Here is a 25489-nt window from a genome sequence, read left to right as displayed (position 1 = left end):
AGCCGTTGGGCCTTTAGCTCAGTTGGTAGAGCTACGGACTTTTAATCCGCAGGTCGCGGGTTCGAGCCCCGCAGGGCCCACAAAAGAAAAGCACCGCTGATACAGTTCAGCGGTGTTTTTCTTTATGTCTTCTCTTCCTCCATCATTAAACACGGCTTTTTTCGTTTAATGATAAGATTTGGGGTGTGTATCCGAGAGAGTTTGCCGATAAAGCCCATCTTGAAGGTCGAGCAATTGTTCCCCAGGGCGACGAATTTGTCATTGTTGCTCACGCTGAAGCTGTTGCGGCAGGAAATGATCCTGGGCGGTTTTCTTCCCGCGTTTCAGCGCATCTGCAAATCCCGAACGGGCTCGATGGAAAAGCGCACGCCGAGGCACGAGCGCTCGTCGATAGTTACTTAGCGCCAGGGCGAGTAGAGACGTTTGTGCCGCAGTTTCACGCAGCCGCGGACCAAGTTGTGGGCGATGCGCTCTCCGATGGTGCTGTCACTGACATAGGTGCTTTAGCTCGGTTGTATGCAGTGCTCGCTATGCAGGGCTGGTTGCAGTGGCCGGAGCATCTCACGCAGCGTTTCTTGGATTGGATTCAAGACAATGACCGCGCTCGCGTGAGCGGGGACAGGCAATGGACCAAGAGAGTGGCAGGAGAATTCGATGCCATCATCCGCATCGCTGTAGCAGAGGCCCCTGTTGGGTCAGAAACCCATCTGCTTGCAACTGGGCATGGACTCTCGCATGAGGAAGTTGTTTCCATCCTGCGCAACTGGACGGCAGGTGATTTAGGTTCGATGGCTAGGTGCATTGAAGTTATTGCAGTGGCTTTCGCGAACGCGCCTGAACTGCAGGACAGAGTGCGAGTCATCTTGAAGCCAGGCGAGCATGGGGGTCAGCGTGAGTTTGAAGCCATCGCTGATGAAATCTTGCGAATCGATAATCCTTTCGTCAGCAATCGGCGTGTGACCACGTGCCCAGTCGATATCGGGCAAACTCATATTCCGCAGGGCACTCGCGTACACATTCATTGGACTGGTGCTAACCGCGACCCGAAGGTCTTTGAAGGCTTTGACCCCCAAGGGCATGCGAAGGACAACCTAGTGTGGGGGACTGGGCCGCACTGTTGTCCAGGAAAAGCACTATCTATGGCGGAATTGCGAGCCTTTTGGACTGAGGCACTCGCTCGCTGCGAAGTAGTTGCGGTGACTGAAGCCGGTGCGAAACTCGAGGGCGTGCGCAGTGCCAATGGAGGCTGGGAAAGATCACCTGCGCGGCTGGTTCGGCGTAAAACAGGTGGAGAACAAAACCCTATGGCAAAGACGATTTGAGGAAGTGACGGCACGATGAGCTACGAGACTGGGGCTAATGTTTCACAGGCGTTGTTGCAGCAGTGGTTGATGATTATCGGGGCGTCTTTGTACTTCTTGGCGGAGCGGTCGCAGCAGTGACTTCACCGCTGGGCATTGAAAAAGGCAGCTGGCTCGCAGCCTATCTCGTGCTCGTGGCAGGCGTCCCGGTGTATTTGGTGGGGCAGTTCATCGCGCACTGGTTAGCAGGCCGTGGCGGTTGGGCACTGTTGATTGGGTGGAACCTGGGCAATGCCGCGGTCATCGTTGGCTCGCTGCTGTCTTTGCCACTACTGGTGGATGTCGGTGGAATCGTTCTTCTCATCCCACTGGCGTACTTGCTGTGGATTGCGCTGCAGTGGAAAGGTGCTGCTGATGGTACTGCGAGCAGTGCGGCAGTCATCGGCCGCTGGTTGCTCATCGCAGCGCTTATCATCATGATTTTCAGCATCCCCGTGGGCCTTGTTCTGGCGCATGTGCGAGCTTAAGGAGCAATCGGACATGAGTATCTGTCAATCGCCCCTTGATGTGGCAGAAGGCTTTGCGCAAGCCTGGAATGCAAATGACGCGGAAGCACTCGCGGGGCTATTTATCGAGGACGCGGATTTCGTCAACGTCGTTGGCCTGTGGTGGCATGACCGCGAACATATTCGCCAAGCCCATGCTTATGGCTTCCGGAAGATCTTCCGAAACTCGGAAATGAGACTCGGCCGCACGTCTGTGCGTGAGCTGGGACCAGATGTCGCGGTGGTCCACGCGGCGTGGTCAATGACGGGCCAGGAATCACATGACAACCGTGAGGCAGGCAAGCGCCGTGGGGTTATTAGTTTCACCGTGCAGCGCCAAGATAACGGCGGGTGGCTTGCAGTAGCAGCACAAAACACCGACCGCATCAACGGCGCCGAAACCCACATTGCCGCGAGCAGTGGCTTGGAAGCTACGCACTACGGCAACGAGCCGGATGCCTAAAGTCCAGCTAGCTGCGCAATAGATGCAGCTACGCTTTAGCTGGCCACACCCCGGATGAGCCACGGCGATGCGAATCCAGCAGGTGTGTGTCCACAATGCCGACTGCTTCCATCAACGCATACATGGTGGTGGGGCCAACGAAGTTGAAGCCCTCCTTGCGCAGGGCTTTGGACAGCGCCAGGGATTCAGCAGACTTGGTGGGGATCTCCGCGATGGTGCGCGGCTGTGGGGTCTCATCCGGTTGGAAAGACCAAATGAAATCAGCCAGCCCGCCCTTGTCCCGCAGCTTGATGGTGGCGTGTGCGTTGTTGATGGTGGCTAGAATCTTGCGTTGATTACGCACAATGCCGGCATCATTCATCAGACGCTGCACATCAGCATCGTTAAAGAGCGCGACCTTGTCAGGATTGAAGTCGGCGAAAGCCGCACGGAAGGCGGGGCGCTTGCGCAAGATGGTCGCCCAGGACAGCCCGGCTTGAAATGCTTCTAAGCTCAGGCGCTCAAACAGGCCCTGCTCATCGCGTACCGGCATGCCCCATTCGGTGTCGTAATACTCGCGCATGAGCAGGTCGCTGCTTGCCCACTGCGGGCGTGCTAGGCCATCCTCACCGATGACAACTCCGTCGCTGCTCGTTTGTGCTTCATCGCTCATGCTGCGTGCTCCAATTCCAAAAGAGTGCTCTTTGCTTCCAACCCGCCCAAGTATCCGCCAAGAGAGCCGTCGCTGCGCAAAACCCGGTGGCAGGGAATTACCACGGGAAGCGGGTTGGTGGCACACGCCGTGCCCACCGCGCGCACCGCATTCGGGTTGCCCACGGACGCTGCTACTTCCTTGTAGGAGCGCGTGTGCCCGTATTCAATCAGCGGAAGATACTGCTGGACAGTCCGCCTAAAACCCGACGACAACGCATAATCCACAGGCACCTCAAAGCCGCGGCGCGTGCCGGCGAAATACTCATCTAGTTGCACCGCCACGTTGTCCAAGCGTCGTGGGGCGAGCAGGATGCGCGGGCCCAGCTTCGCCGCCAGGGTTGTCAGAACGGCATCAAAATCTTCGCTTTCAAAAGCCACGCGCACCAGACCGGTTTCGGTCGCGGCTAACAGCAAGGGGCCAACAGGTGTATCAACAAAGCGATAGGCCACATCCAGCAGGCCTAAGCGCTGCGCATTCGCCGCGAGCCGCGCGTGCAAGGCATCGGTCGCGCCGGGCTCGATGGGGAAACGCGAGTTGTCATTCATCGTCATAGATCTTTCGTAGTTTCTTCATGCCGTCGGCGGCTGCCCGCCGCACTGCATCAGGGTTGGAGCCGGTTAGCGCCGCAGTCTCGGCGTGGCTGAGGCCCCCGAGAAAGTGATAAGCAATCGCTTCGCGTTGCCGTATTGGCAAGGCCTCCACCAGCGCCCACAGGTCGCAGTCCACCAGGCTAGCTTCGCCATTGCTTACCGATGCTCCCTCGCCCTCATAGTGCGTCAACTCCTCCGGCGGAACCGAGGAGTTAACACGCGCGCGCCGGGCTTGCTGGCGGGTGATATCAACAGCTTTGTGGTGTGAGACGCGCACCAGCCAGGCTTCCACGTTGGTGCTGTCATCCAGTTCGGGCCAGGCTTTCATTGCTGCGAGGAAGGTCTCGGACCAAGCGTCATCGGCGTCTGTGCCCGGGCCAAGAATCGCGCGGCAAACCCGCAACACGGTGGTGCCGTGGAGCTCCACGGACTGCTCAAAAGGAAGATTCATCAGGGGATCAACGCAGTTGGCCTAAAATAGCCGGGATTCGGTGACTTCGGCTGGCTCTTCTAATTCCAGAAGGAAACGCTTACGCTCTAAGCCGCCGGCATAACCGGTCAGCGAACCATCCGAACCGATAACGCGGTGGCACGGAATGATCATGCTAATAGGGTTGCGTCCCACCACCTGACCCACGCGCTGCGGTAGGTGTTTGTTGCCCATGCGCTCGGCGATGTCGCCATAAGTCATGGTCTGCCCAAAGGGAATATCCTGCAGCATCGCCCACACTTTCTGGGAGAACTCATTTCCTTGTGGAGCAAGTGGGATGGTGAACTGCGTGCGCTGCCCATCGAAGTATTCATCAAGCTGCGCCTTGACGGTCTGGAAGAGCTCATCCACGGAGGCATCGACAGCCGTGCCGAATGAGGACTGCTCCGGAAGATACCAATGGCCGGGAAAATAGATCGCGGCCAGGCCGTCACCATCCTGATCACGAGCAGCAACCAGGGTGAGCTCACCGAGCACGGTCTTAATCGTTCCGTGTCGCACATTCGGCATCGTGCTACCTCCTGGTTTAATCTCCTGGTTTAAGGGACTTGCTAATAGTTTCACCTAGTAGACGTTTGAGCGAGCTAAAACGTGAGATTAGCTCTTTAACAATTTTTTAATCGCTCGCATGGCCTCATCGAGCATCTCCTGATCGACAGTGCCGTCCTCCTTCGAAGCACCGGCAACGCAATGCGCAATGTGGTCTTCTAATAACGCCAGGGAGACATTCTCTAGCGCAGACTTCACCGCTGAAATCTGGGTGATGATGTCAATGCAATACTGATCCTCATCAACCATGCGATGAATTCCACGGGTTTGGCCCTCAATGCGCTTGAGGCGAGCGAGGTATTTCTTCTTCGATTCCTCATCAGAGTTGTATCCATGTTGCCCAGGTTCGTGGCAACTGCAAGTGCTTGATTTTTCGGTCATGACCTGCCCTTTCTTTGACTAAGGGGGGTGCGATTTTGTTTACCAGTCTACTTCAAGTATATTTTTGGAAGTCGCCAAGAGCGACAGGCCCCCATCGTCTAGCGGCCTAGGACACCGCCCTTTCACGGCGGCGGCACGGGTTCGAATCCCGTTGGGGGTACGGAAGTAATTCCACAGCAAATTGGCCCTGTGGCGCAGTTGGTTAGCGCGCCGCCCTGTCACGGCGGAGGTCGCGGGTTCAAGTCCCGTCAGGGTCGCATTGTGAAGTAAGAAGCGTCAGCGAAAGCTGGCGCTTTTTGCGATCCATGGCCCCTGTTGCCAAGCTGTTCTGATTTGTTTCACCAAGGGTTAAGTAAAGAAAAGTGTGTCTGTCGGTGTGTTGCCGGCGGACATTGTGTTATCTACCTAGCCATCCTTTCTGTATTCCCATAGAGTGCTGGTAGGTGGTATCGATTGCGGTGTCGTATCCGCTTGGGCCACCGATTTCTGGTGGTGTGGGTGATTCCGCTTCGAGTAAGGCGTTGACTTTGGCGAGTGCGTCTTTACCCCAGCGTTGCTGCCTGGCGGTCTTTACGGGCTCGGCAGGCAGCTGCGTTTTTGATGCGAGCCACCAATCGATGGCGGTGCGTTGGTGTTCTTTGCTCATTCCGCGGTGGTTTCTGGCGAGGAGTTTGAGCGGTGAGTTGATGCCACCTTCAAGGCTGTTGGTGGTGGATTTTGGTGTTCCAATGAATCCTTCGGGTGGTTCTATCCAGGTAAATAGCCATTTTTTGCTGTTGAGGTTGTTTAGCGAATTCATGGCTGTGCGGTCTCGTTTGTGTGTCCAGTCCCAGGTTTTCCCGCTGGGGTGTTGACCGCGTTTATAAAAGGTTTTCTTAGCGAGTGTGGGTTTGTAAAACTCGTGGGTGGCCAGCAGGTTTGTAGTCCATTGGTAGGCGTCGTCGGGGGTTTCTACTTTGGTCAGCGACAGGGCTAGTGCGTAGATGGCTTTGCCTGCTTCTGTGCGTGGCCTGGAGGTGGTTTGGCGTCTGATATGGCGTTGAACGTGGACGGTGCAGCGTTGAATGTGGCTGGTGGGCCAGCATTTTTGGATTGCTGATAAGGCTCCGGTCCCGCCGTCGAGGGTGATGATCAGTGGGGGCTGTAGTTGGGAGATGAGTTTGATGTAGTTGGTGGTGGATTCTTTATCGCACCACAGCCATGCGACGACGTGGTCGAGGCTTGCGGCGATGAGCAGGCACTGTTTGTTGAGGTAGGTGCCGTCGATAAATAGCTGGTCATAGACCCTATTGTGGTCGATTTCTACGTTAGGTTGTATCAGCCAGCACCATTTCATGCGTGCGTGCAGGGTTTGGCGGGTGGTGTTGTGTTCTTGTGCGAGGCTGTTGAGGGAACGACCCGTGGTGATCCAGGTGTAGAACAGTCGGAAGGTTGCGGCGTCTTTGCTGGCTTGTTGGCTGTTTCTTACTGAGGATCCGCGGCAGCCTTGTGTGCATCGCCAGCGTTGGGTGCCGGCTTGTGTGTATCCGTTTTTCTTCATTAGCCCTGTACAGATGGGGCATCTTGGTCTGTTTGTACTCACCGGAAAATCAAACCAGAACCGGTTAGCACATTTTTCACGGGATCTCGGTATTGAACGCAAAAGGCCGGTTAATAGCTCTTGGAGACCTATTAACCGGCTAAAAACAGTTGTTGAGCTGGCAGAAGTAAGCTAATTCAGACACACTTTTCTTTACTTAACCCAACGTTAACCTTTCCTCAATACTCTGGCACCCTAGGGTCGCCTATTCCCGGGTGGCTATCTCGTATTGGAAGGAGCACCCGGCATGGTGAAATTGCCTCTGAGGACCGCCACTCAATTCCTTGCCCTGTTGGTAACAATCATGTTTGTTATCACCTGGACGGCGTGGCCAGCGTTAGCCCAAAGCGCATCTACCAGCGATGAAGTAGCAGAGTCGGAGTCTTCTGCGAGTGATACCGAAGATGAACCAGCTGATTCGGACAGCTCTGAAAGCTCCGATGGTGGTGACTCCCGTGCCGCGCTGATCATGGATGCTTCAGATTCCATGATGGCGCAGGACGTTGATGGGGGAACGCGTCTGGATGCTGCGAAGCAGGCAGCTAATCAGCTGGTGGATTCCCTGCCGGAGACGGCCGTGATGGGCATGCTTGTCTATGGCGCCTCTGAGTCCAACGCGCCGGACAATCGTGAAAGAGGATGTCAGGATATTGATGTCCTGGCCCCGGTTGAGCGCATTGACAAAGAAGAACTCAAGGGTGAGATTGATGCCTTGGAGGCGCAGGGCTACACCCCGATGGGCAATGCTTTGCGCGCGGCTGCCGATGAGCTTGGCAGCGAGGGGGAGCGCTCCATCATCTTGGTCTCTGACGGCATTGACACCTGCGCGCCGCCGCCTGTCTGTGAGGTTGCAGAAGAACTCGCCGGCGACGGTTTGGACCTCGCGATCCACACCGTGGGTTTCAAGGCCGATGAAGCTGCCCAGGCTGAGCTGGAGTGCATCTCTGAGATCTCCGGTGGCATCTACGTTGAAGCCGAGAACGCCGAGGAACTCGGCAACCAGCTCGAGTTCCTGGTCCAGCGCGACGCCGTCGGCTACGAAATGGCCGGCACCGAATTTGAATACGCCGACAACATCGACGACGCCAAATGGCTCGATGAAGGTCAATACCAAACTCATGTCACTGTCTCCGGTACTGAATCCGAGGTCAACTACTTCCGAGTTGCTGTTCCTGAGGGCCACAATGCGATGATTTCAGTAACCGGTATCCCGCAGCGTGACGCAACCGGATCCGTAGCCTCAGGAAGTGATGGCAGCGTTCGAGTGAATGCCGCTGAGGTGTCTAATCACATGGACGGTTCGGACTGCCGGGCAGATGAGTCGATGACGGTCTGGCGGGGAAACGTCGACATGAGAAATCTCTTCCCAACTGAACCGATGACATCTTTCATCGACGGTGAAGAAGTGGGCAATTGCGACATGGAGGAGTGGATTGTCGGGCACACTTTCACCGCGGGAACGGATGGTGAATTAGTCGGTGAAGAGCTCGGCGTAGAAGTCAACATCTACTACGAGCCTGTACCGCCGGAAAATGTTATTCAACTAGAAGGCGACTTTGGATCTTTAGCTCAGGAGTCTCCCGATGTGAAGTTTGGTGAGGCTCAAGGTGTTGAAAATGGCACCAGCTTTAATGACGCACCCGAGATTGAGCCAGGAACCATTAAGAACTCCATCGTGGCCGGTGAAACCCACTACTACAAGATCCCCGTCGAATGGGGCCAGGTTCCGGAGATGGCCATTCGTAATCGCCTGAATGAGAACATCGACTCCGCGTGGTTGTCTCTCCAGCTGGTCAATCCAGTGAAATCGGTCGTGGAAGATACTTACAATTCTCAGCACACTTCAAATGACACTGACGTTTCTCACCTGATGTCGGACCGCCCGCTGCGTTACAACAACAGAAACGCGAACGCAGGAGGAGATCGCATGTCCATTGCCGGTGATCACTTCATTGCTGTGTCGCTGTCGGTGCCGTGGGATGAAGAAAGCCTCAGAAACATTGACCAGGAGTATGAGCTCGCGGTTGATGTAACTCGTCCCGTGGATGAGGGCAGTGACTGGCGTCCAACCTATGAGCCGGGACCAGAGTCTTCGGATACCCCACCGACCTTTGAAGCGGCATCTTCTGAAGCAGAGGAGACCGCTACGGAGTCGGAGGAAGCCACTGATACAGATACCTCCAATGCGGCGGCGGAAGGAGAGTCCGGCGGCGGTGGATTTAATGGCGCCATCTGGGGTGCGGTTGGCATCTTGGTGCTAGGTCTTCTAGCCGCAATCGCGGTCATCGTGATGCGGATGCGCAACAAGCAATAGGCCATGACCGCTGGTTGGTCTCTTGCTTGTTTCTTCCGGGCATCTCAATGCGGGCTTCTCCCCGGTAAGCGAAAGCTACCAGGGTAGAAGCCCGGGTTGAGGTGAGGTAAACTGGTGCTTGAACTGCTGATTTGTATTGAATGACGCGCGTTCTGTAAAGTAACCTATCGTGCCTAAGGGCACAGTTAATTAAATATGGCCCTGTGGCGCAGTTGGTTAGCGCGCCGCCCTGTCACGGCGGAGGTCGCGGGTTCAAGTCCCGTCAGGGTCGCAAGATTGCCTTGCGGCAATCTTTGGCCAGATAGCTCAGTCGGTAGAGCACACGCCTGAAAAGTGTGGGGTCGCCAGTTCGATCCTGGCTCTGGCCACAACGTAAAGCTCCTAGTGTGAAAACATTAGGAGCTTTGTTGCGTCTCGGGTGTAGAATGACTCACATGTCACAAGAAGTAACTCATAACACTGACCGTAAGCGTTTCGTCATCACAGTAGATGGTGAAACCGCAGGCCACGCCGATTACGTCACCCCATCTGATGATGTTCGCGATTTCAACCACACGGTTATCAACCCTGATTTCCGCGGCAAGGGTCTGTCCTCACCTTTGATTAAGACAGCCTTGGATGAGACCCGCGAAGCCGGCCTTAAGGCTGTTGCATCCTGCTCAGCAGTACAGCACTTCGTGTCCAAGAACCCAGAATACGAAGACCTGATTCGTCGCTAAGCATCTGCGTACTCGAAGCTACGGCCTAGATGCCTTGGCAAGGATGAAGAATGAGCACCGAAGACAAAAACAACGAGATTGTCCACGACGCTGAGAACACCAAGTACGTTCTCAAAGTTGATGGGAAAGAAGCTGGCGCAGCGCACTACGTGCTTGCTGCGGAGGGCGTGCGCGATTTCAACCACACCGTCGTTGATGAAGCCTTCCAAGGCCATGGTCTTTCAAAGCCTTTGATTGCTGGCGCGTTGGATGCCTCCCGGGAAGATGGCGTCAAAGTCATTGCTACCTGCCCTGCAGTACGCAAATTCGTACGTACCACGGGTGAGTACAAGGACATCCTCGTTAAAGCTTCTGATGTAGAAGGCAGCTAGAGAGTGCAAACCCCATGTGGTTTGCACTTGAGACAAATAGAAAGTGGGGCCGCGGCACTTAGAGTGTGCTGCGGCCCCACTGGCATTGCTGGCGGCTGACTGTAGGCGCCAATTACTGCTGCTGTGGACTAGATGAAGTAATCCGGGTCAACCAGCTTGATCTGCTCTTCTTTCTTGCGAGGTCGGTTCTTCGCTGGAATACCGGTAGCGGTGTGGTTATCTGGCACATCCTTCGTCACTACCGCGTTGGCGCCAACAGCGGAGCCTTCACCGATAGTGATGGGGCCCAAGACCTTTGCGCCGGCGCCGACAACAACGTTGTCCTTCAAAGTTGGGTGGCGCTTAGTTTGCGTAAGCACCTGGCCACCCAGCGTGACGCCGTGGTACAGCATGACACCGTCACCAATTTCGGCGGTTTCACCAATAACGATGCCCATGCCGTGGTCAATAAAGAAGCGGCGGCCAATAGTCGCACCAGGGTGGATTTCAATGCCCGTGAGGAAGCGGTTGAACTGGGCTAAAATGCGTGCCGGTCCCTTGATGTTGCGCTTCCACATCCAGTGGCAAATGCGGTGAAGCCAGATGGCGTGAAGACCGGAATAAACGACAGCGTTTTCAACGTCGCTGCGAGCAGCAGGGTCATGCTCGCGGGCATTTTTAAGGTCTTCCCGAATCCGAGAACTGATAGTCAAAGGGTTCATATGCGAAATCCTACCGTTTAACCTCTAAGTCGCCACCAAATAAAAACTCCCGGCCACCCAATAAAGTTGGATAGCCGGGAGTGACGCAGTGAATTAAAGTGCCACCGCGTGCGCGAAAGAATTAGTCGCGAATGTCCTCGAACAGGACGGTGGAGACGTAGCGCTCACCAAAGTCAGGTGCAACAACAACGATGGTCTTGCCCTTGAACTCATCACGAGCAGCAACCTTTAGCGCAGCGGAGATGTTGGCGCCGGAGGAGATACCAACCAGCAGGCCTTCATCGGTAGCCAGCTTGCGAGCGGTAGCGATTGACTCTTCGTTGGTTGCGGTAACAACCTCATCGAGCAGCTCGCGGTCAAGAACCTCAGGGATGAAGTTAGCGCCCAGGCCCTGAATCTTGTGTGGGCCAGCCTTGCCCTCGGTCAGAACCGGGGAGTCAGCTGGCTCAACAGCAATCAGGCGAACGTCAGCGTTCTTTTCCTTCAGGTAACGGCCGGAACCGGTGATGGTGCCGCCGGTGCCGACGCCAGCTACGAAAGCGTCAATCTTCTCGCCGGAGTCTTCCCAAAGCTCTGGGCCGGTGGTCTCATAATGAACCTGTGCGTTTGCCTCGTTGGAGAACTGACGAGCCAGAACAGCGTTTTCCTGCTGAGCCAGAACTTCATTGGCCTTGTCCACAGCACCCTGCATTCCAGCAGCGCCTGGGGTCAGAACGATTTCTGCACCGTATGCGCGCAGCAGAACGCGGCGCTCAGCGGACATGGTCTCAGGCATGGTCAAGATGACCTTGTAACCGCGAGCAGCGCCAACCAGTGCAAGTGCAATACCGGTGTTGCCGGAGGTTGCCTCAACGATGGTGCCGCCTGGCTTCAACTCTCCGGATGCCTCAGCAGCGTCGATGATTGCCTTACCAATGCGGTCCTTGACGGAGTTTGCTGGGTTGAAGGACTCAACCTTCACCAGCACCTCTGCGTCGATGTCCTTGGTCAAGTTGTTGAGACGAACCAGTGGGGTGCCACCGATGGTTTCGAGGATTGAGTCATAAATCTTAGCCATGGTCATGGCCTCCTTTTAGTTAGATTTTTTGTTGCTGTAGGCCAGTGTACACCACGCCACTAGACCGCACGGTATATTTATTCTAGACCGAAAGGTGAAGAATGCCGGGTCGGCATTGCGTTGTTGCAGTAAGTGGGGGCACCTGATTGGGTGTCCCTGCTTTTATGGAAGTCGTTGTGAGTCTGATTAGAGATTCCGTAAGGGATTGGGTTAGGATTACCCCCGAATAACGGTTAAACTGTGGATAAACGTGTTGAAATACCCCCGATTCAAAGGGTTATAAGGAGTTTGGGTTAATGGACTCGCATCGGATCAAAGACGACGATGAAGCCGTCCGTACCGCGCTGTCTTCTCTGAAGACTGCAACTGGCATTCCGGTCACCATGTACGGAACTCTGTTGCCGGATAATCGGCTGCAGATTACTCAGTGGGTTGGTTTGCGTACTCCGGCTCTTCAGAATCTCATCATCGAACCGGGTGTTGGCGTTGGTGGCCGCGTAGTGTCTACCCGCCGTGCTGTTGGTGTTTCTGATTATGTTCGTGCGAACACCATCTCGCATGAAAATGACCGTTTCATCCAGGATGAAGGTCTGCATTCTATTGTCGCGGTTCCTGTCATCGTTCAGCGCGAAATCCGTGGCGTCATTTACGTCGGTGTTCATTCGCCAGTGCGGCTGGGCGACAAGGTGATTGAAGAAGTCACCATGACCGCTCGCAGCCTGGAGCAGGACTTAGCGGTTAACTCCGCTCTGCGTCGCATGGATGGCAACAAGGCTGGCGCTGGCCGTGGCCACGTCATGAACGGTGCGGAGTGGGAGCAGGTTCGCTCCACGCACTCCAAGCTGCGCATGCTGGCTAACCGTGTAGAAGATGATTCCTTGCGCAAAGAACTTGAAGCACTCTGCGATCAGATGGTTTCCCCGGTTCGCGTTAAGCAGTCCACCAAGTTGTCTGCGCGTGAGTTGGATGTCTTAAGCTGCGTCGCCTTGGGGCACACTAACGTGGAAGCGGCAGAGGAAATGGGCATCGGCGCGGAGACCGTGAAGTCTTACTTGCGCTCGGTGATGCGTAAGCTAGGCGCCCATACTCGCTATGAAGCTGTCAACGCTGCGCGCCGGATTGGTGCTTTGCCGTAAGATAGCGAGGCGTGAAAGATCTATTTATTGTTTCCGGCGGAGCGCGCCTACAAGGCGCAGTGAAAGTAGACGGCGCAAAGAACTCTGTTCTTAAACTTATGGCTGCCGCATTGCTCGCTGAAGGATCTACAACGTTAACTAACTGCCCAGAGATCCTCGATGTGCCTTTGATGAAGAAGGTGCTTGAGGGCCTGGGCTGTTCTGTTGTTATAGACGGCACGACTGTCACTATTGATACTCCTGCGATGCCCAGCAATGATGCTGATTTTGATGCGGTTCGCCAGTTCCGCGCCTCTGTGTGTGTGCTTGGTCCGTTGACCGCGCGCTGTGGTGAGGCCCGCGTCGCGCTTCCAGGCGGTGACGCTATTGGCTCCCGTCCGCTGGATATGCACCAGTCGGGTCTGGAAAAGTTGGGGGCAAAGACTCGCATCGAGCACGGTGCGGTGGTTACTGAGGCTTCGCAGCTTACTGGCGCAAAAATTAAGCTGGATTTCCCATCGGTAGGTGCGACAGAGAACATTTTGACAGCCGCAGTGCTTGCCGATGGCACCACGGTCCTCGACAACGCCGCCCGCGAGCCAGAGATTGTTGACCTGTGCAACATGCTTTTGGAAATGGGTGCGGATATTTCCGGCGCAGGCACGTCCACCATCACTATTAATGGTGTCGAAAAGCTACAGCCGACCAACCATGAGGTCATCGGTGATCGCATTGTTGCCGGCACATGGGCATATGCTGCCGCGATGACCCAAGGTGATATCACCGTTAGCGGCATCGCACCGCGCCACCTCCATCTTCCTTTGGCGAAGCTGCGTTCAGCAGGTGCTGACATCGAAACCTATGAGAACGGTTTCCGGGTTCGGATGAATGGACGTCCACAGTCAGTGGACTACCAGACGCTTCCTTTCCCAGGATTCCCAACTGACTTGCAGCCCATGGCGATTGGACTGTCCGCAGTAGCGGAGGGAACCGCGGTCATCACAGAGAACGTCTTTGAATCCCGCTTCCGCTTTGTTGATGAGATGCTGCGCCTTGGTGCCGATGCACAAGTCGATGGACACCACGTAGTCATCCGTGGGCAAGAGAAGCTGTCTTCTACGCACGTGTGGTCTTCCGATATCCGCGCTGGAGCAGGACTTGTCCTCACCGCACTGTGCGCTGATGAGCAGACCACCGTTCATGATGTCTTCCACATTGACCGTGGCTACCCGAACTTCGTGGAAAACCTGCAAGCTCTTGGCGCCACAATCGAGCGCGGACAGGAAGAAACGGTCTATTAACTTCAAATGGCCCAAAACAGTCCCCAGTATGAATCGCATTTATGTGGTTTGTGCTGGGGATTTGTCAAGGGTGTGGGTGGCGTGTAACTTTATGTGAGTCAGCGAGACCGACAACGCCCCGCACAGAGCTTGAAGTTCTGGTGAGAATGGCGGTAGGAAAACAGCCGTTGACAATCAAAATAGATTTTTGACTTTCCATTCACTTATCTTGTGACGCATCGTTGATGTGGGTTATGAGAAGTGGTGTGGTTGTTGTCTGAGAACTCAATAGTGTGCCAATGTACTAGATATTATATTTTTGTCTGTGTTGTGTGGATGAGGATTATGTTGGGCTAGATACTCTTTTGGGTGTTTGGTTGTTGGTGTGTACCGGATGTCACTTGTCGTTAATGGGGTGTCATTGAAAATAGTTAAATATTTTAACGGTGCATATTGAATATCGATGTAATTGTTGTCTGTAGTGATACAGGATAAACACTTTTTACCTTACTCAATTGGTTTGTTCTGGTTGGGTTTGTTGATTTCTTTATGTAGTAATTTTTGGTCAGCTTCACACATTTGGTTTAAGCGCTTTGTGTGTGTTGTTTGTCTTTTTTTGCTTGGTTTAGGCTTTCTCGCCTAGATGCTATACGCATTTTTTGTGGAGAGTTTGATCCTGGCTCAGGATGAACGCTGGCGGCGTGCTTAACACATGCAAGTCGAACGGAAAGGCCTCAGCTTGCTGGGGTACTCGAGTGGCGAACGGGTGAGTAACACGTGGGTGATCTGCCCTGCACTTTGGGATAAGCTTGGGAAACTGGGTCTAATACCGAATATGACCACTTCTTGGATGTTGTGGTGGAAAGCTTTTGCGGTGTGGGATGAGCCTGCGGCCTATCAGCTTGTTGGTGGGGTAATGGCCTACCAAGGCGGCGACGGGTATCCGGCCTGAGAGGGTGTACGGACACATTGGGACTGAGATACGGCCCAGACTCCTACGGGAGGCAGCAGTGGGGAATATTGCACAATGGGCGCAAGCCTGATGCAGCGACGCCGCGTGGGGGATGAAGGCCTTCGGGTTGTAAACTCCTTTCGCTATCGACGAAGCCACTTGTGGTGACGGTAGGTAGATAAGAAGCACCGGCTAACTACGTGCCAGCAGCCGCGGTAATACGTAGGGTGCAAGCGTTGTCCGGAATTACTGGGCGTAAAGAGCTCGTAGGTGGTTTGTCGCGTCGTCTGTGAAATCCCGGGGCTTAACTTCGGGCGTGCAGGCGATACGGGCATAACTTGAGTGCTGTAGGGGAGACTGGAATTCCTGGTGTAGCGGTGAAATGCGCAGATATCAGGAGGAACACCGATGGCGAAGGCAGGTCTCTGGGCAGTAACTGACGCTGAGGAGCGAAAGCATGGGTAGCGAACAGGATTAGATACCCTGGTAGTCCATGCCGTAAACGGTGGGCGCTAGGTGTAGGGGGCTTCCACGTCTTCTGTGCCGTAGCTAACGCATTAAGCGCCCCGCCTGGGGAGTACGGCCGCAAGGCTAAAACTCAAAGGAATTGACGGGGGCCCGCACAAGCGGCGGAGCATGTGGATTAATTCGATGCAACGCGAAGAACCTTACCTGGGCTTGACATGTACCGGATCGGGCTAGAGATAGTCTTTCCCTTGTGGTCGGTATACAGGTGGTGCATGGTTGTCGTCAGCTCGTGTCGTGAGATGTTGGGTTAAGTCCCGCAACGAGCGCAACCCTTGTCTTATGTTGCCAGCACGTTATGGTGGGAACTCATGAGAGACTGCCGGGGTTAACTCGGAGGAAGGTGGGGATGACGTCAAATCATCATGCCCCTTATGTCCAGGGCTTCACACATGCTACAATGGTCGATACAATGGGCAGCGACATCGTGAGGTGAAGCGAATCCCTGAAAGTCGGCCTTAGTTCGGATTGGGGTCTGCAACTCGACCCCATGAAGTCGGAGTCGCTAGTAATCGCAGATCAGCAACGCTGCGGTGAATACGTTCCCGGGCCTTGTACACACCGCCCGTCACGTCATGAAAGTTGGTAACACCCGAAGCCAGTGGCCTAAACTTGTTAGGGAGCTGTCGAAGGTGGGATCGGCGATTGGGACGAAGTCGTAACAAGGTAGCCGTACCGGAAGGTGCGGCTGGATCACCTCCTTTCTAAGGAGCTTATTTTTTATAACCCGCATCTTGAGTAGTTTCTTGAGGTTTGTTGGGTTGGTGGTTGATGACCCGAGTGTGGTCATGCCACTTGTTGAATCGGAGTGGAAACACACCGCTGGTCGAAGAGACCGGTAACAGAATCTTTTTAAACACATACACGGACAATCTTTTTCTAGATTATTGCGTTGGCACACTGTTGGGTGTCTGGGACAACAATCCATTTTTGTGGGTTGGTCCTGGTGCTCACACCAGATTTGAGACATACACGAGTGGTTGACACTGTGGTTGTTGATGGTGGTGTGGGGTGTTGTGTGAGAACTGTATAGTGGACGCGAGCATCCATCACATGAGCTTGTGGGGTTTATCCTTGTTGGTTTGTGTGGTGTGTGTAATTTCTTATTTTTTTGTGAGAACGGCATATCAATGCTGATGCTTTCGAGTGTTGGTGTTGGTGTGTGTTTAGTATTTTTTTAGTTACGGTTGTTCACCCCCATGGCTGGTGGTCATCTTTTGGTGGTTGTTGGTTGTGGGGTGTGTGTTCGTTATTTAAGGGCGCATGGTGGATGCCTTGGTATGCTGGGCCGATGAAGGACGTGTAAGGCTGCGTTAAGCCTCGGGGAGTTGTCAATTGAGCGTTGATCCGAGGATGTCCGAATGGGGAAACCCACCTATCGTTATGGGTAGGTACCCACTAGTGAATTCATAGCTGGTGTGGGGGTTATACGTGGGGAAGTGAAACATCTTAGTACCTGCAGGAGGAGAAAATAATAATGATTCTGCTAGTAGCGGCGAGCGAACGTGGATGAGGCTAAACCGTGTGTATGTGATACCTGGTAGGGGTTGTGCATGCGGTGTTGTGGGGCCATGATTTTTTGTATCTACCAGTACAAAGCGCGCAGTGTGTTGTTAGGTGAAGTGGGTTGGAATGCCCGGCCGTAGAAGGTGAGAGCCCTGTAGGTGAAGATAGTATGCTGTGTGTGTTGTGGTGCCCGAGTAGCAGCGGGCTCGTGGAATCTGCTGTGAATCTGCCGGGACCACCCGGTAAGCCTAAATACTCAGTGTGACCGATAGTGTATGAGTACCGTGAGGGAATGGTGAAAAGTACCCCGGGAGGGGAGTGAAATAGTTCCTGAAACCATGTGTCTACAATCCGTCAGAGCCTCTTTTGTTGGGTGATGGCGTGCCTTTTGAAGAATGAGCCTGCGAGTCAGCGGCATGTCGCGAGGTTAACCCGTGTGGGGTAGCCGTAGGGAAACCGAATCCTAACTAGGGTGTTTAGTGGCATGTTCTGGACCCGAAGCGGGGTGATCTACCCATGGCCAGTGTGAAGCGATGGTAAGACGTCGTGGAGGCGCGAACCCACGTAGGTTGAAAACTGCGGGGATGAGTTGTGGGTAGGGGTGAAAGGCCAATCAAACTCCGTGATAGCTGGTTCTCCCCGAAATGCATTTAGGTGCAGCGTCGTAGTAGCTTGGTGGAGGTAGAGCTACTGGTTGGTTGAGCGGGACTATCATCTTAGCAACATCAGCCAAACTCCGAATGCCATCAATGTGTTCTACGGCAGTGAGACTGTGGGGGATAAGCTTCATAGTCGAGAGGGAAACAGCCCAGATCGCCGGTTAAGGCCCCTAAGGGTGTGCTAAGTGGAAAAGGATGTAAGATCGCGAAGACAGCCAGGAGGTTGGCTTAGAAGCAGCCATCCTTGAAAGAGTGCGTAATAGCTCACTGGTCGAGTGGTTTTGCGCCGACAATGTAGTGGGGCTCAAGCACACCGCCGAAGCCGCGGCAAATACTTTTGATATTTGGGTAGGGGAGCGTCGTGCATGGGTTGAAGCGTTACCGTGAGGAGGCGTGGACTGTGTGCGAGTGAGAATGCAGGCATGAGTAACGAATTGAACAGTGAGAATCTGTTCCGCCGGATGACTAAGGGTTCCTGGGTCAAGTTCGTCTTCCCAGGGTGAGTCGGGACCTAAGGCGAGGCCGACAGGCGTAGTCGATGGACAACCAGTTGATATTCTGGTACCCGTATATGCGCGCCCGTGGTAAAGCATTGATACTAACCACCCACAAGCACTGTTGATTTGTCCTTCGGGATGTTTGATGGTGTGCGTGCGTGGGGCCTGAAATGTGGTCCAAGCGATGGGGTGACACAGGGAGGTAGCCATGCCACTTATTGGATTGTTGGTGTAAGCGTGCAAGCCGAGTGATAGGTAAATCCGTCGCTCAATGTGCTTAGGCGTGATGCGTAGCCTTTATTGGTGAAGTTGGTGATCCTGTACTGTCGAGAAAAGCCTCTAGCGATGTGTGTATATGGCCCGTACCCTAAACCGACACAGGTAGTCAGGTTGAAAATACTAAGGCGTTCGGGTGAACTGTGGTTAAGGAATTCGGCAAAATGCCCCCGTAACTTCGGAAGAAGGGGGACCTACCAAAGTGAGCATACTTGCTATGTGAGCTTGGGTGGGTCGCAGAGAATAGAGGGAAGCGACTGTTTATCAAAAACACAGGTCCATGCGAAGACGTTAAGTTGAGGTATATGGACTGACGCCTGCCCGGTGCTGGAAGGTTAAGAGGACCGGTTAGAGACTTTCGGGTTTCGAAGCTGAGAATTTAAGCCCCAGTAAACGGCGGTGGTAACTATAACCATCCTAAGGTAGCGAAATTCCTTGTCGGGTAAGTTCCGACCTGCACGAATGGCGTAACGACTTCTCTGCTGTCTCAACCACAGGCCCGGTGAAATTGCACTACGAGTAAAGATGCTCGTTACGCGCGGCAGGACGAAAAGACCCCGGGACCTTCACTATAGCTTGGTATTGGTGTTCGGTTCGGTTTGTGTAGGATAGGTGGGAGACTGTGAAGCTGCAACGCTAGTTGTGGTGGAGTCGTTGTTGAAATACCACTCTGATCGGATTGGATACCTGAACCTTGGCCCATGATCTGGGTTGGGGACAGTGCCTGGTGGGTAGTTTAACTGGGGCGGTTGCCTCCTAAAATGTAACGGAGGCGCCCAAAGGTTCCCTCAGCCTGGTTGGCAATCAGGTGGTGAGTGTAAGTGCACAAGGGAGCTTGACTGTGAGACTGACAGGTCGAGCAGGGACGAAAGTCGGGACTAGTGATCCGGCACCTACTTGTGGAAGTGGTGTCGCTCAACGGATAAAAGGTACCCCGGGGATAACAGGCTGATCTTCCCCAAGAGTCCATATCGACGGGATGGTTTGGCACCTCGATGTCGGCTCGTCGCATCCTGGGGCTGGAGTAGGTCCCAAGGGTTGGGCTGTTCGCCCATTAAAGCGGCACGCGAGCTGGGTTCAGAACGTCGTGAGACAGTTCGGTCTCTATCCGCCGCGCGCGTTGAAACTTGAAGAAGGCTGTCCCTAGTACGAGAGGACCGGGACGGACGTACCTCTGGTGTGCCAGTTGTTCCGCCAGGAGCATTGCTGGTTGGCTACGTACGGAAGGGATAACCGCTGAAAGCATCTAAGCGGGAAGCCTGTTTTAAGATGAGGTTTCTGTTGAGGTTCCCTACAGACTATAGGGTTGATAGGCCAGACCTGTACGCATTGTAAAATGCTAAGGCTACTGGTACTAATACACCAACAAACAAACACACCAAACACATAAGTCACGCTGTGGCTGGTTTGGTTTCGCAATCGTAACGAGAAAATACTCAAAAAAATAAGAACACATAAAGACTACTTGGTCTTTGCCGTGCACCGCGTCCACTATGCAGTATCTGACACAACACCCATAGCATCAGACACTCACCCACCGTGTGGTGATTGTTCCGATGATTTGTCGGTGGCCATAGCGGCAGGGAAACGCCCGGATACCCATTCCGAACCCGGAAGCTAAGCCTGCCCGCGCTGATGGTACTGCACCCGGGAGGGTGTGGGAGAGTAAGTTACCGCCGACATAAAACATAAATAACTACATAAGACAAAGACCCAAGATGAGGAATAACATCCTCGTCTTGGGTCTTTTAGACGTTTTACCCTGGCTGTGAGAACTAGGAGGCGGAGGCGCAGAGCGAAGCTTGGTGTGATTGTGCTTCGCTCTGCATCCAATTAACGTGATTGTTGTTGCGTGGTGTTAACGATGTACAGATCGCACTTTGCTTCGGCGGCGACGTTGCGTGAAATGCTTCCGAGGATGCGGGAGAGTCCTTGAGCCTTTTTGTTTCCGACGACAATGGCATCGGCACTGAGTTCGTCAGCCTTCTTGAGTAGTACCTCAGCTGGTTGTCCTTCAACAGCAAGTGGCATGACCTGAATCTTTGGCCAGGAGTTGCGCAAGATGGTGGCAACAGACTCGGCTGCTTGTTGTGCGGCTGCGGCCTGGCCGTCGGCGAGGCGTTGGTAGGCTTCGGAAGTCTTTGTTGCCATATTTCCGCTGTTAGCGGTTTGGATAGCTACTGCGGAACTCATGCTGTATGCGGAAAATACGTAAAGATCGGCGTCAAAGCTGGCAGCGAATTCGGCTGCCTTTTCTGCTGCGGTGAGGGCTGTCTGACTGAAATCGACACCCGTGATAATAGTTTTCATGCTTTCAATTGCCTTTCGAGGTTGAACTAGCGTGATAGCAGTGTGTTCTTCGTCGCTAAGCATAGCTTTGTAAGAATGTCATATCATAGGGTTTCTTTGCTGTGAATTGCAGGTGTTAAGGCTGGGGAATCCTTGGAGCATATATGTGTATTGTGCTGCTTCTTGGCTGATCAGAAGTTGAGGGTCATCCCCGATATCTCACAGTGAGACTGTCCGGTAGATTGACAAGGGTAATTGTTTTAGGCGTTTAGCCATAAGCCCCGTATGTGTGGGGCACTTTGAATTCTGAGGAAAGTACAGAAGTATATGAGCAACCAGCCCACTGGTACCCCTGACAAAGAGACGGCAGATGCTTCCGTCCCGGCCTCTGGTATTGATTCGAACGGCAGCTCTCAAGGTGGTGCTGCCGCAGCCCGTGCCATTGATTTGCATAAGCAGTACGGCGAAGGTGAGACTGCGGTTGTTGCACTTGATCACATCAATATCGAGTTCGCACGCAACAAGTTCACTGCAATTATGGGCCCGTCGGGTTCCGGTAAGTCGACTTTGATGCATACGATGGCTGGTTTGGATAGGGCATCGTCAGGCGGAGCTTTTATTGGTGAAACTGATCTGTCCCGTCTTAATGACAAGGAAATTACCGCTATCCGTCGTGACCGACTGGGCTTTATCTTCCAGTCTTTTAACTTGGTGCCAACTTTGACTGCAGAAGAAAACATCACCCTGCCAACTGATATTGCTGGCAAGAAGGTGGACCGCGAATGGTTCGAAGAGGTAACTACTCGACTAGGCATTGCTAACCGTTTGTCCCACCGCCCAGCGGAGCTATCTGGCGGCCAGCAGCAGCGTGTAGCATGTGCGCGCGCACTGGTCTCGCGTCCGGAGATCATCTTCGGCGATGAGCCGACCGGTAACTTGGACTCCAATTCCTCCAAGGAAGTTTTGGACATTCTGCGTACCGCGGTGGACAAGGATGACCAGACCGTGGTTATCGTGACGCACGATCCGAAGGCAGCAGCATATGCCGACCGCGTTGTATTCCTTTCCGATGGCCAGTTCGTCAACGAACTGCAAGACCCATCTGTGGAAGACATTCACAAGGCAATGGCGGAGATTGAGAGCTAATGGCTAGTGGTTCAACAATGCGCAAGGTGTCCTTGCGCAACATTCTTGCACACAAACTCCGGCTGGCACTGACGCTTCTTGCGGTGGTTCTGGGTACCTCGTTTATCGCAGGTTCCTTCATGTTCACTAAGACGCTGTCGGATACTTTTGATTCCGCGATTTCCTCGTCGTTTGATGGTGTTGATGCAGCAGCCAGCCCAGTCGAGGGCGGGCAGGGGATCTCGGAAGAAACCCGCCTGGCTATGGCCGAAGATCCAGAGGTCGGCTCTGTCAATATTCGTGGCAGCCAGACCGTGGTGGCGGCGAATGAAGATTCTGAGGCCTTCCAAACCGGTGGCGGCTCATCATCACTCGCGCCGTTCTACCCCGAAGAGGACTATGTTGGTGAGCCTTTCAGCATGACTGAAGGTGAGGCACCGACTGGCACTGATGAGGTAGTCATTAACCAAGGAGCGGTGGATGAATATGACATTGCTGTGGGAGACACCTTCGTCCTGGTCACTCCGGATGAGCACATCAACGTCGAGGTCTCCGGTATCTATGAGCCGGCGGTAAGTTCTGGTTCTTCCATTACTTTGATGATGGCAGAAGACGGCTACCTGGAGCGCTTCACCGCTAATGGTTCGGTGAGCTCCTTGGCGGTATCCGGTGCTGAAGATGTGGAGCCGGACGCGTTGGTAGAACACCTCAACAATGAGTATGAGGTCTCTGCTGAATCCGGTGAGAAGCTGGCTGAGGAAATGACCGAAGCGATTGCTGAGGGCATGCAGTTTATTAACTATTTCCTGATCGCGTTCGGTTTGATCGCGCTGCTGGTGGGCACGTTCATCATTGCTAATACCTTCTCGATGATTGTCGCGCAGCGTACAAAAGAATTCGCGCTGCTGCGCGCGCTGGGTGCTTCCCGCGGTCAGATTACACGCTCGGTGGTGACGGAATCCGTCATCGTTGGTTTCATCGGTTCTGCTGTTGGTGTTCTAGCCGGCATGGGCTTGGTGGCGATCATCAAACTGGTTCTCAGCGCCCAAGACATGCCGATGGGCAGCGGTTTGGGGCTGACCCCAAGTGCAGTGATTGTTCCAATCGTTTTGGGCACCATCGTCACGGTTATCTCCGCGTGGGCGCCGGCGCGTCGCGCCGGTTCGGTCGAACCAGTTGAAGCGATGCGCACCACGGAATCGGCGGCGGGTTCCTCGCTGAAGGTTCGTACCGTCATTGGTCTAATCGTTCTGGTGCTTGGTGCAGTGTTCGCCATTTGGGGAACATTGTGGACTGATGGCTCAACTGGCAGTCGCGCCTCCCTGGTGGGGGTTGGCGCGTTGTTCGTCATCGTCGGCTACTTCCTAGCCGGTCCAGCATTGAGCCTTCCGATTGTGCCGGCCTTCGGCAAGGTCATCGGCGCACCCCTCGGAGCGATTGGCTCGCTGGCGGCAACCAACTCCAAGCGCAACCCGCGCCGTACCTCCGCGACCGCATTCGCGTTGACCTTGGGTCTGGCGCTGGTCACGGCGATTGGCATGCTGGGTGCGACCATGAACAGCTCCATTCAGGATTTGATGGAAGACAACGTCTCCTCGGATTACATCCTGAGTGGCCCGACCGATGGTTCCTTCCCAACCCCAGGCAACACGCCAGAGTTGGCACAGGAGACAGAGGGCGTGGCAAGCACCACAACAGCGGGTATGTCGCCAGTGCTTATCGATGGCCAAGCGGCGATGAACTACGGCCCGCAGTTCCAGTTCACCAACTACGTTGATGGCAACCCTGAAGACATGGTGACCTTCGAAGTAGTTGAAGGCTCCATGAACCTGGATGAAACTCCAGGCTTCATTGCCAATACCACCGTCGTGGAGGCTAATGGTTGGGAGGTCGGCGAATCTTATGAGCTGACCTCGCCGGTCAATCCGACCGAAACCCGTGATGTTGAGCTGATTGGTATCTACGAGCCGAATCCGATCGTGGAAGGTTTTGCGGTATCGAAGTCTGCTTATGAAGGCATGATTCCAGATGGCGTGAGCCAGATGCTCTTCGTTGGTGTTAGTGCTGAAGAGGGCTATGACCTCGATGAGCTGCGCACCAACCTGGAAGAATCCATGAAGGATCTGATCATTGTGCAGGTCATGACTGGTGAAGAATACGCCGGTCAAGCAACCGACATGGTCACGCAGATGCTGTCTATCCTCTACGCACTGCTGGCGTTGGCTGTCATCATCGCCATCTTGGGCATTGTGAACACCTTGACCCTGGGCGTGATTGAGCGCCGACAGGAAATCGGTATGCTGCGCGCGGTGGGTACCCAGCGCCGCCAGATCCGCACCATGATTACCCTCGAGGCCGTACAGATCGCGGTCTTCGGCGCGGTCATGGGTATGTTGATCGGTCTTGGCCTGGGCTGGGCATTCATCGAAGTGCTGGCAGATTCCGGTCTTGAAAATGCTGTGGTTCCGTGGGCTCAGCTGCTGATTATGCTGGCATCTTCGGCTGTCGTCGGCGTGATTGCCGCTATTTGGCCATCAGCCCGTGCGGCGAAGACTCCGCCGCTCGAGGCCATCGCCGACTAGGAAACGGTTGTTCCAACCGTTTCCTGATCCACGGAGCGGGATTGCCAACCGTTTCCTGCAACCTGGAGAAGGTTTTGAGCAAACCTTCTCCCTGAAGGGCGTTTAGTGGCGGGTCGAAGACCGCACTAAACGCCCCATCCGTTGTATATGCGGGCGGCCCACACGGTTCCACGGTGGGCGAGAATGAGCCCTACTGCCAGAGTGAAACCCAGGTAGCGAACGAGCTTGCGCCACTGCTTGCGCTTGATGAGCTCAGATAGCTCTGCCGCGAGCGTGGACCAGGTCGATAAGGCGCCGGCGAAACCCGTGGCAATGACGGGAGGCAAAAATTCGGAGGCGTCTTGGGTATCGATAAGCATGGCGAAACCGATGGCCAAGCCTGCCGAAAGCGATGCGAGCATGTTGGCAACGAAAGTGCCCACGCGTTTGGGGAACCACTGCGATAGCAGAGAACGCAGCATGCCGCCGAGGAAGGCCGCGACGGCGAAGCCCAGGATAATCACGAAAATATTAGACATGTTGGCCGCCTCGCTGACGCAGGGCATCGGCAAGTATGTAGCAGGCGATGCACCCTGCGACGGTGAAAAAGACATGAGCCAGGGCGCCAGCAGCAGTCATAGTGACGGTGGCGGCGGTAAATGCTGAGAAGCTGGTGAAACCACCAAGCACGCCCTTGCCCCAAAACGGACCCGGCTTGAAATAGCCCATCAGGGCGGAGCCGAGGAAGTTGATGAGCAGAAGCGGCCAGATCTCGGCATAGGGGACAGTGGCGATGGCGGGGATTGCGCCGACACCGAGGCTGAGCCCCCAGCGTGCAAGGGCGCCAATGACGGCACCAGCACCGACCAGTAATGATTCTCGCATGCGCCAATCTTAACGCCGGGGGATAGTTATCTGCTGCAAAGAGAGTCTACGTGGGGGATACTAGA

General features: G+C 54.5%; 21 protein-coding genes, 5 tRNA genes and 3 rRNA genes. 18 read left to right on the top strand and 11 right to left on the bottom strand.

Annotation, left to right across the window (positions count from 1 at the left end; genetic code table 11):
- Positions 1 to 7: 7 nt before the first annotated feature.
- The 4 genes from CCASEI_RS12130 (at position 8) to CCASEI_RS12115 (ending at position 2309) form a co-directional block, all read left to right on the top strand.
- Positions 8 to 80, top strand: a tRNA-Lys gene (locus tag CCASEI_RS12130).
- Between the two features lie 105 nt (positions 81 to 185).
- A complete protein-coding gene (locus tag CCASEI_RS12125) occupies positions 186 to 1322 on the top strand; it encodes a cytochrome P450 (RefSeq protein WP_025388110.1) in 1137 nt (378 codons plus the stop codon).
- A 116-nt stretch (positions 1323 to 1438) separates the two neighbouring features.
- A complete protein-coding gene (locus tag CCASEI_RS12120) occupies positions 1439 to 1828 on the top strand; it encodes a hypothetical protein (RefSeq protein WP_225868403.1) in 390 nt (129 codons plus the stop codon).
- 13 nt (positions 1829 to 1841) lie between these two features.
- Entirely contained in the window at positions 1842 to 2309 is a 468-nt protein-coding gene (locus CCASEI_RS12115; RefSeq protein ID WP_025388108.1) for an SgcJ/EcaC family oxidoreductase, read from the top strand.
- Between the two features lie 28 nt (positions 2310 to 2337).
- Here CCASEI_RS12115 and CCASEI_RS12110 read toward each other — a convergent pair whose 3' ends face one another.
- The 5 genes from CCASEI_RS12110 to CCASEI_RS12090 all read right to left on the bottom strand — a co-directional run bounded on the left by CCASEI_RS12110 (position 2338) and on the right by CCASEI_RS12090 (position 5013).
- Positions 2338 to 2961: a DNA-3-methyladenine glycosylase I gene (locus tag CCASEI_RS12110; protein ID WP_038574740.1), complete on the bottom strand. Its 624-nt coding sequence runs from the start codon at positions 2959 to 2961 to the stop codon at positions 2338 to 2340.
- Positions 2958 to 3554 carry a methylated-DNA--[protein]-cysteine S-methyltransferase gene (locus tag CCASEI_RS12105; RefSeq protein ID WP_404825255.1) on the bottom strand — a complete coding sequence of 199 codons (597 nt, stop codon included), beginning with the start codon at positions 3552 to 3554 and terminating at the stop codon, positions 2958 to 2960. The genes CCASEI_RS12110 and CCASEI_RS12105 overlap by 4 nt, the downstream gene beginning before the upstream one ends.
- Positions 3541 to 4044, bottom strand: coding sequence for an RNA polymerase sigma factor (locus CCASEI_RS12100; protein WP_025388105.1), 504 nt, complete (start codon positions 4042 to 4044; stop codon positions 3541 to 3543). Before CCASEI_RS12100 ends, CCASEI_RS12105 begins: the two co-directional genes overlap by 14 nt.
- 21 nt (positions 4045 to 4065) lie before the next feature.
- Positions 4066 to 4593 (bottom strand): methylated-DNA--[protein]-cysteine S-methyltransferase, encoded by a 528-nt coding sequence (locus CCASEI_RS12095; protein WP_025388104.1) that lies wholly within the window; start codon positions 4591 to 4593, stop codon positions 4066 to 4068.
- Positions 4594 to 4680: 87 nt separating this feature from the next.
- Positions 4681 to 5013 carry a metal-sensitive transcriptional regulator gene (locus CCASEI_RS12090; RefSeq protein WP_006823126.1) on the bottom strand — a complete coding sequence of 111 codons (333 nt, stop codon included), beginning with the start codon at positions 5011 to 5013 and terminating at the stop codon, positions 4681 to 4683.
- An 87-nt stretch (positions 5014 to 5100) separates the two neighbouring features.
- Between CCASEI_RS12090 and CCASEI_RS12085 the strand changes: the two genes are divergently transcribed.
- Positions 5101 to 5173: transfer RNA gene (locus CCASEI_RS12085), tRNA-Glu, on the top strand.
- A gap of 23 nt (positions 5174 to 5196) precedes the next feature.
- Positions 5197 to 5270 (top strand) — tRNA-Asp (locus CCASEI_RS12080).
- Between the two features lie 140 nt (positions 5271 to 5410).
- Here CCASEI_RS12080 and CCASEI_RS12075 read toward each other — a convergent pair.
- The gene (locus CCASEI_RS12075; protein ID WP_025388103.1) at positions 5411 to 6595 is read right to left on the bottom strand and encodes an IS1249 family transposase; all 1185 of its coding nucleotides are present in this window, start codon (positions 6593 to 6595) and stop codon (positions 5411 to 5413) included.
- Positions 6596 to 6839: 244 nt separating this feature from the next.
- On the opposite strand from CCASEI_RS12075, the gene CCASEI_RS12070 reads away from it, so the two are divergent.
- The 5 genes from CCASEI_RS12070 (at position 6840) to CCASEI_RS12050 (ending at position 9996) form a co-directional block, all read left to right on the top strand.
- The gene (locus tag CCASEI_RS12070; protein ID WP_025388102.1) at positions 6840 to 8906 is read left to right on the top strand and encodes a vWA domain-containing protein; all 2067 of its coding nucleotides are present in this window, start codon (positions 6840 to 6842) and stop codon (positions 8904 to 8906) included.
- A 197-nt stretch (positions 8907 to 9103) separates the two neighbouring features.
- A tRNA-Asp gene (locus CCASEI_RS12065) sits at positions 9104 to 9177 on the top strand.
- A 24-nt stretch (positions 9178 to 9201) separates the two neighbouring features.
- Positions 9202 to 9274: transfer RNA gene (locus tag CCASEI_RS12060), tRNA-Phe, on the top strand.
- A gap of 66 nt (positions 9275 to 9340) precedes the next feature.
- Positions 9341 to 9625: a GNAT family N-acetyltransferase gene (locus CCASEI_RS12055; protein ID WP_025388101.1), complete on the top strand. Its 285-nt coding sequence runs from the start codon at positions 9341 to 9343 to the stop codon at positions 9623 to 9625.
- 50 nt (positions 9626 to 9675) lie between these two features.
- On the top strand, positions 9676 to 9996 hold the full coding sequence (locus CCASEI_RS12050) for a GNAT family N-acetyltransferase (RefSeq protein WP_025388100.1): 321 nt from the start codon (positions 9676 to 9678) through the stop codon (positions 9994 to 9996).
- A 128-nt stretch (positions 9997 to 10124) separates the two neighbouring features.
- On the opposite strand, the gene epsC is transcribed toward CCASEI_RS12050, so the two are convergent.
- Positions 10125 to 10697 (bottom strand): serine O-acetyltransferase EpsC, encoded by a 573-nt coding sequence (epsC, locus tag CCASEI_RS12045; RefSeq protein WP_006823122.1) that lies wholly within the window; start codon positions 10695 to 10697, stop codon positions 10125 to 10127.
- Positions 10698 to 10818: 121 nt separating this feature from the next.
- The gene (gene cysK / locus CCASEI_RS12040; RefSeq protein WP_025388098.1) at positions 10819 to 11754 is read right to left on the bottom strand and encodes a cysteine synthase A; all 936 of its coding nucleotides are present in this window, start codon (positions 11752 to 11754) and stop codon (positions 10819 to 10821) included.
- Positions 11755 to 12050: 296 nt separating this feature from the next.
- Here cysK and ramA point away from each other — a divergent pair, with 296 nt between their 5' ends.
- The 5 genes from ramA to rrf all read left to right on the top strand — a co-directional run bounded on the left by ramA (position 12051) and on the right by rrf (position 20246).
- Positions 12051 to 12890, top strand: coding sequence for an acetate metabolism transcriptional regulator RamA (ramA, locus tag CCASEI_RS12035; RefSeq protein WP_006823120.1), 840 nt, complete (start codon positions 12051 to 12053; stop codon positions 12888 to 12890).
- Between the two features lie 11 nt (positions 12891 to 12901).
- Complete coding sequence (murA, locus tag CCASEI_RS12030) at positions 12902 to 14170, top strand: UDP-N-acetylglucosamine 1-carboxyvinyltransferase (protein ID WP_025388097.1); 1269 nt, start codon at positions 12902 to 12904, stop codon at positions 14168 to 14170.
- A gap of 637 nt (positions 14171 to 14807) precedes the next feature.
- Positions 14808 to 16330 (top strand): 16S ribosomal RNA (locus CCASEI_RS12025).
- Between the two features lie 538 nt (positions 16331 to 16868).
- Positions 16869 to 19943 (top strand): 23S ribosomal RNA (locus CCASEI_RS12020).
- A 184-nt stretch (positions 19944 to 20127) separates the two neighbouring features.
- A 5S ribosomal RNA gene (rrf, locus tag CCASEI_RS12015) occupies positions 20128 to 20246 on the top strand.
- Together the 16S, 23S and 5S rRNA genes form the textbook arrangement of a ribosomal RNA operon.
- A gap of 151 nt (positions 20247 to 20397) precedes the next feature.
- On the opposite strand, the gene CCASEI_RS12010 is transcribed toward rrf, so the two are convergent.
- Positions 20398 to 20874: a universal stress protein gene (locus tag CCASEI_RS12010; protein WP_025388096.1), complete on the bottom strand. Its 477-nt coding sequence runs from the start codon at positions 20872 to 20874 to the stop codon at positions 20398 to 20400.
- 306 nt (positions 20875 to 21180) lie between these two features.
- Here CCASEI_RS12010 and CCASEI_RS12005 point away from each other — a divergent pair, with 306 nt between their 5' ends.
- A complete protein-coding gene (locus CCASEI_RS12005; RefSeq protein ID WP_025388095.1) occupies positions 21181 to 21999 on the top strand; it encodes an ABC transporter ATP-binding protein in 819 nt (272 codons plus the stop codon).
- Positions 21999 to 24560, top strand: coding sequence for an ABC transporter permease (locus CCASEI_RS12000; RefSeq protein WP_025388094.1), 2562 nt, complete (start codon positions 21999 to 22001; stop codon positions 24558 to 24560). Before CCASEI_RS12005 ends, CCASEI_RS12000 begins: the two co-directional genes overlap by 1 nt.
- A gap of 125 nt (positions 24561 to 24685) precedes the next feature.
- Here CCASEI_RS12000 and CCASEI_RS11995 read toward each other — a convergent pair whose 3' ends face one another.
- Together CCASEI_RS11995 and CCASEI_RS11990 are read right to left on the bottom strand one after the other, a co-directional pair.
- Positions 24686 to 25078 carry a fluoride efflux transporter FluC gene (locus CCASEI_RS11995; RefSeq protein ID WP_025388093.1) on the bottom strand — a complete coding sequence of 131 codons (393 nt, stop codon included), beginning with the start codon at positions 25076 to 25078 and terminating at the stop codon, positions 24686 to 24688.
- Positions 25071 to 25424, bottom strand: a complete 354-nt coding sequence (locus CCASEI_RS11990) for a fluoride efflux transporter family protein (protein ID WP_006822152.1) — start codon at positions 25422 to 25424, stop codon at positions 25071 to 25073. Before CCASEI_RS11990 ends, CCASEI_RS11995 begins: the two co-directional genes overlap by 8 nt.
- Positions 25425 to 25489: the final 65 nt, after the last annotated feature.

This window comes from Corynebacterium casei LMG S-19264, assembly GCF_000550785.1.
Taxonomy (GTDB): Bacteria; Actinomycetota; Actinomycetes; order Mycobacteriales; family Mycobacteriaceae; genus Corynebacterium; species Corynebacterium casei.
The sequence above is the reverse complement of the archived record's forward strand: the minus strand, read 5'-3'. Positions and strand labels throughout refer to the sequence as shown.

Bases quoted from the DNA above. Each gene is read 5' to 3' on its own strand.
- CCASEI_RS12115 (WP_025388108.1), top strand. From the start codon at position 1,842: ATGAGTATCTGTCAATCGCCCCTTGATGTGGCAGAAGGCTTTGCGCAA.
- CCASEI_RS12110 (WP_038574740.1), bottom strand. From the start codon at position 2,961: ATGAGCGATGAAGCACAAACGAGCAGCGACGGAGTTGTCATCGGTGAG.
- CCASEI_RS12105 (WP_404825255.1), bottom strand. From the start codon at position 3,554: ATGACGATGAATGACAACTCGCGTTTCCCCATCGAGCCCGGCGCGACC.
- CCASEI_RS12100 (WP_025388105.1), bottom strand. From the start codon at position 4,044: ATGAATCTTCCTTTTGAGCAGTCCGTGGAGCTCCACGGCACCACCGTG.
- CCASEI_RS12095 (WP_025388104.1), bottom strand. From the start codon at position 4,593: ATGCCGAATGTGCGACACGGAACGATTAAGACCGTGCTCGGTGAGCTC.
- CCASEI_RS12090 (WP_006823126.1), bottom strand. From the start codon at position 5,013: ATGACCGAAAAATCAAGCACTTGCAGTTGCCACGAACCTGGGCAACAT.
- CCASEI_RS12070 (WP_025388102.1), top strand. From the start codon at position 6,840: ATGGTGAAATTGCCTCTGAGGACCGCCACTCAATTCCTTGCCCTGTTG.
- CCASEI_RS12055 (WP_025388101.1), top strand. From the start codon at position 9,341: ATGTCACAAGAAGTAACTCATAACACTGACCGTAAGCGTTTCGTCATC.
- CCASEI_RS12050 (WP_025388100.1), top strand. From the start codon at position 9,676: ATGAGCACCGAAGACAAAAACAACGAGATTGTCCACGACGCTGAGAAC.
- epsC (WP_006823122.1), bottom strand. From the start codon at position 10,697: ATGAACCCTTTGACTATCAGTTCTCGGATTCGGGAAGACCTTAAAAAT.
- cysK (WP_025388098.1), bottom strand. From the start codon at position 11,754: ATGGCTAAGATTTATGACTCAATCCTCGAAACCATCGGTGGCACCCCA.
- ramA (WP_006823120.1), top strand. From the start codon at position 12,051: ATGGACTCGCATCGGATCAAAGACGACGATGAAGCCGTCCGTACCGCG.
- CCASEI_RS12010 (WP_025388096.1), bottom strand. From the start codon at position 20,874: ATGAAAACTATTATCACGGGTGTCGATTTCAGTCAGACAGCCCTCACC.
- CCASEI_RS12005 (WP_025388095.1), top strand. From the start codon at position 21,181: ATGAGCAACCAGCCCACTGGTACCCCTGACAAAGAGACGGCAGATGCT.
- CCASEI_RS12000 (WP_025388094.1), top strand. From the start codon at position 21,999: ATGGCTAGTGGTTCAACAATGCGCAAGGTGTCCTTGCGCAACATTCTT.
- CCASEI_RS11995 (WP_025388093.1), bottom strand. From the start codon at position 25,078: ATGTCTAATATTTTCGTGATTATCCTGGGCTTCGCCGTCGCGGCCTTC.
- CCASEI_RS11990 (WP_006822152.1), bottom strand. From the start codon at position 25,424: ATGCGAGAATCATTACTGGTCGGTGCTGGTGCCGTCATTGGCGCCCTT.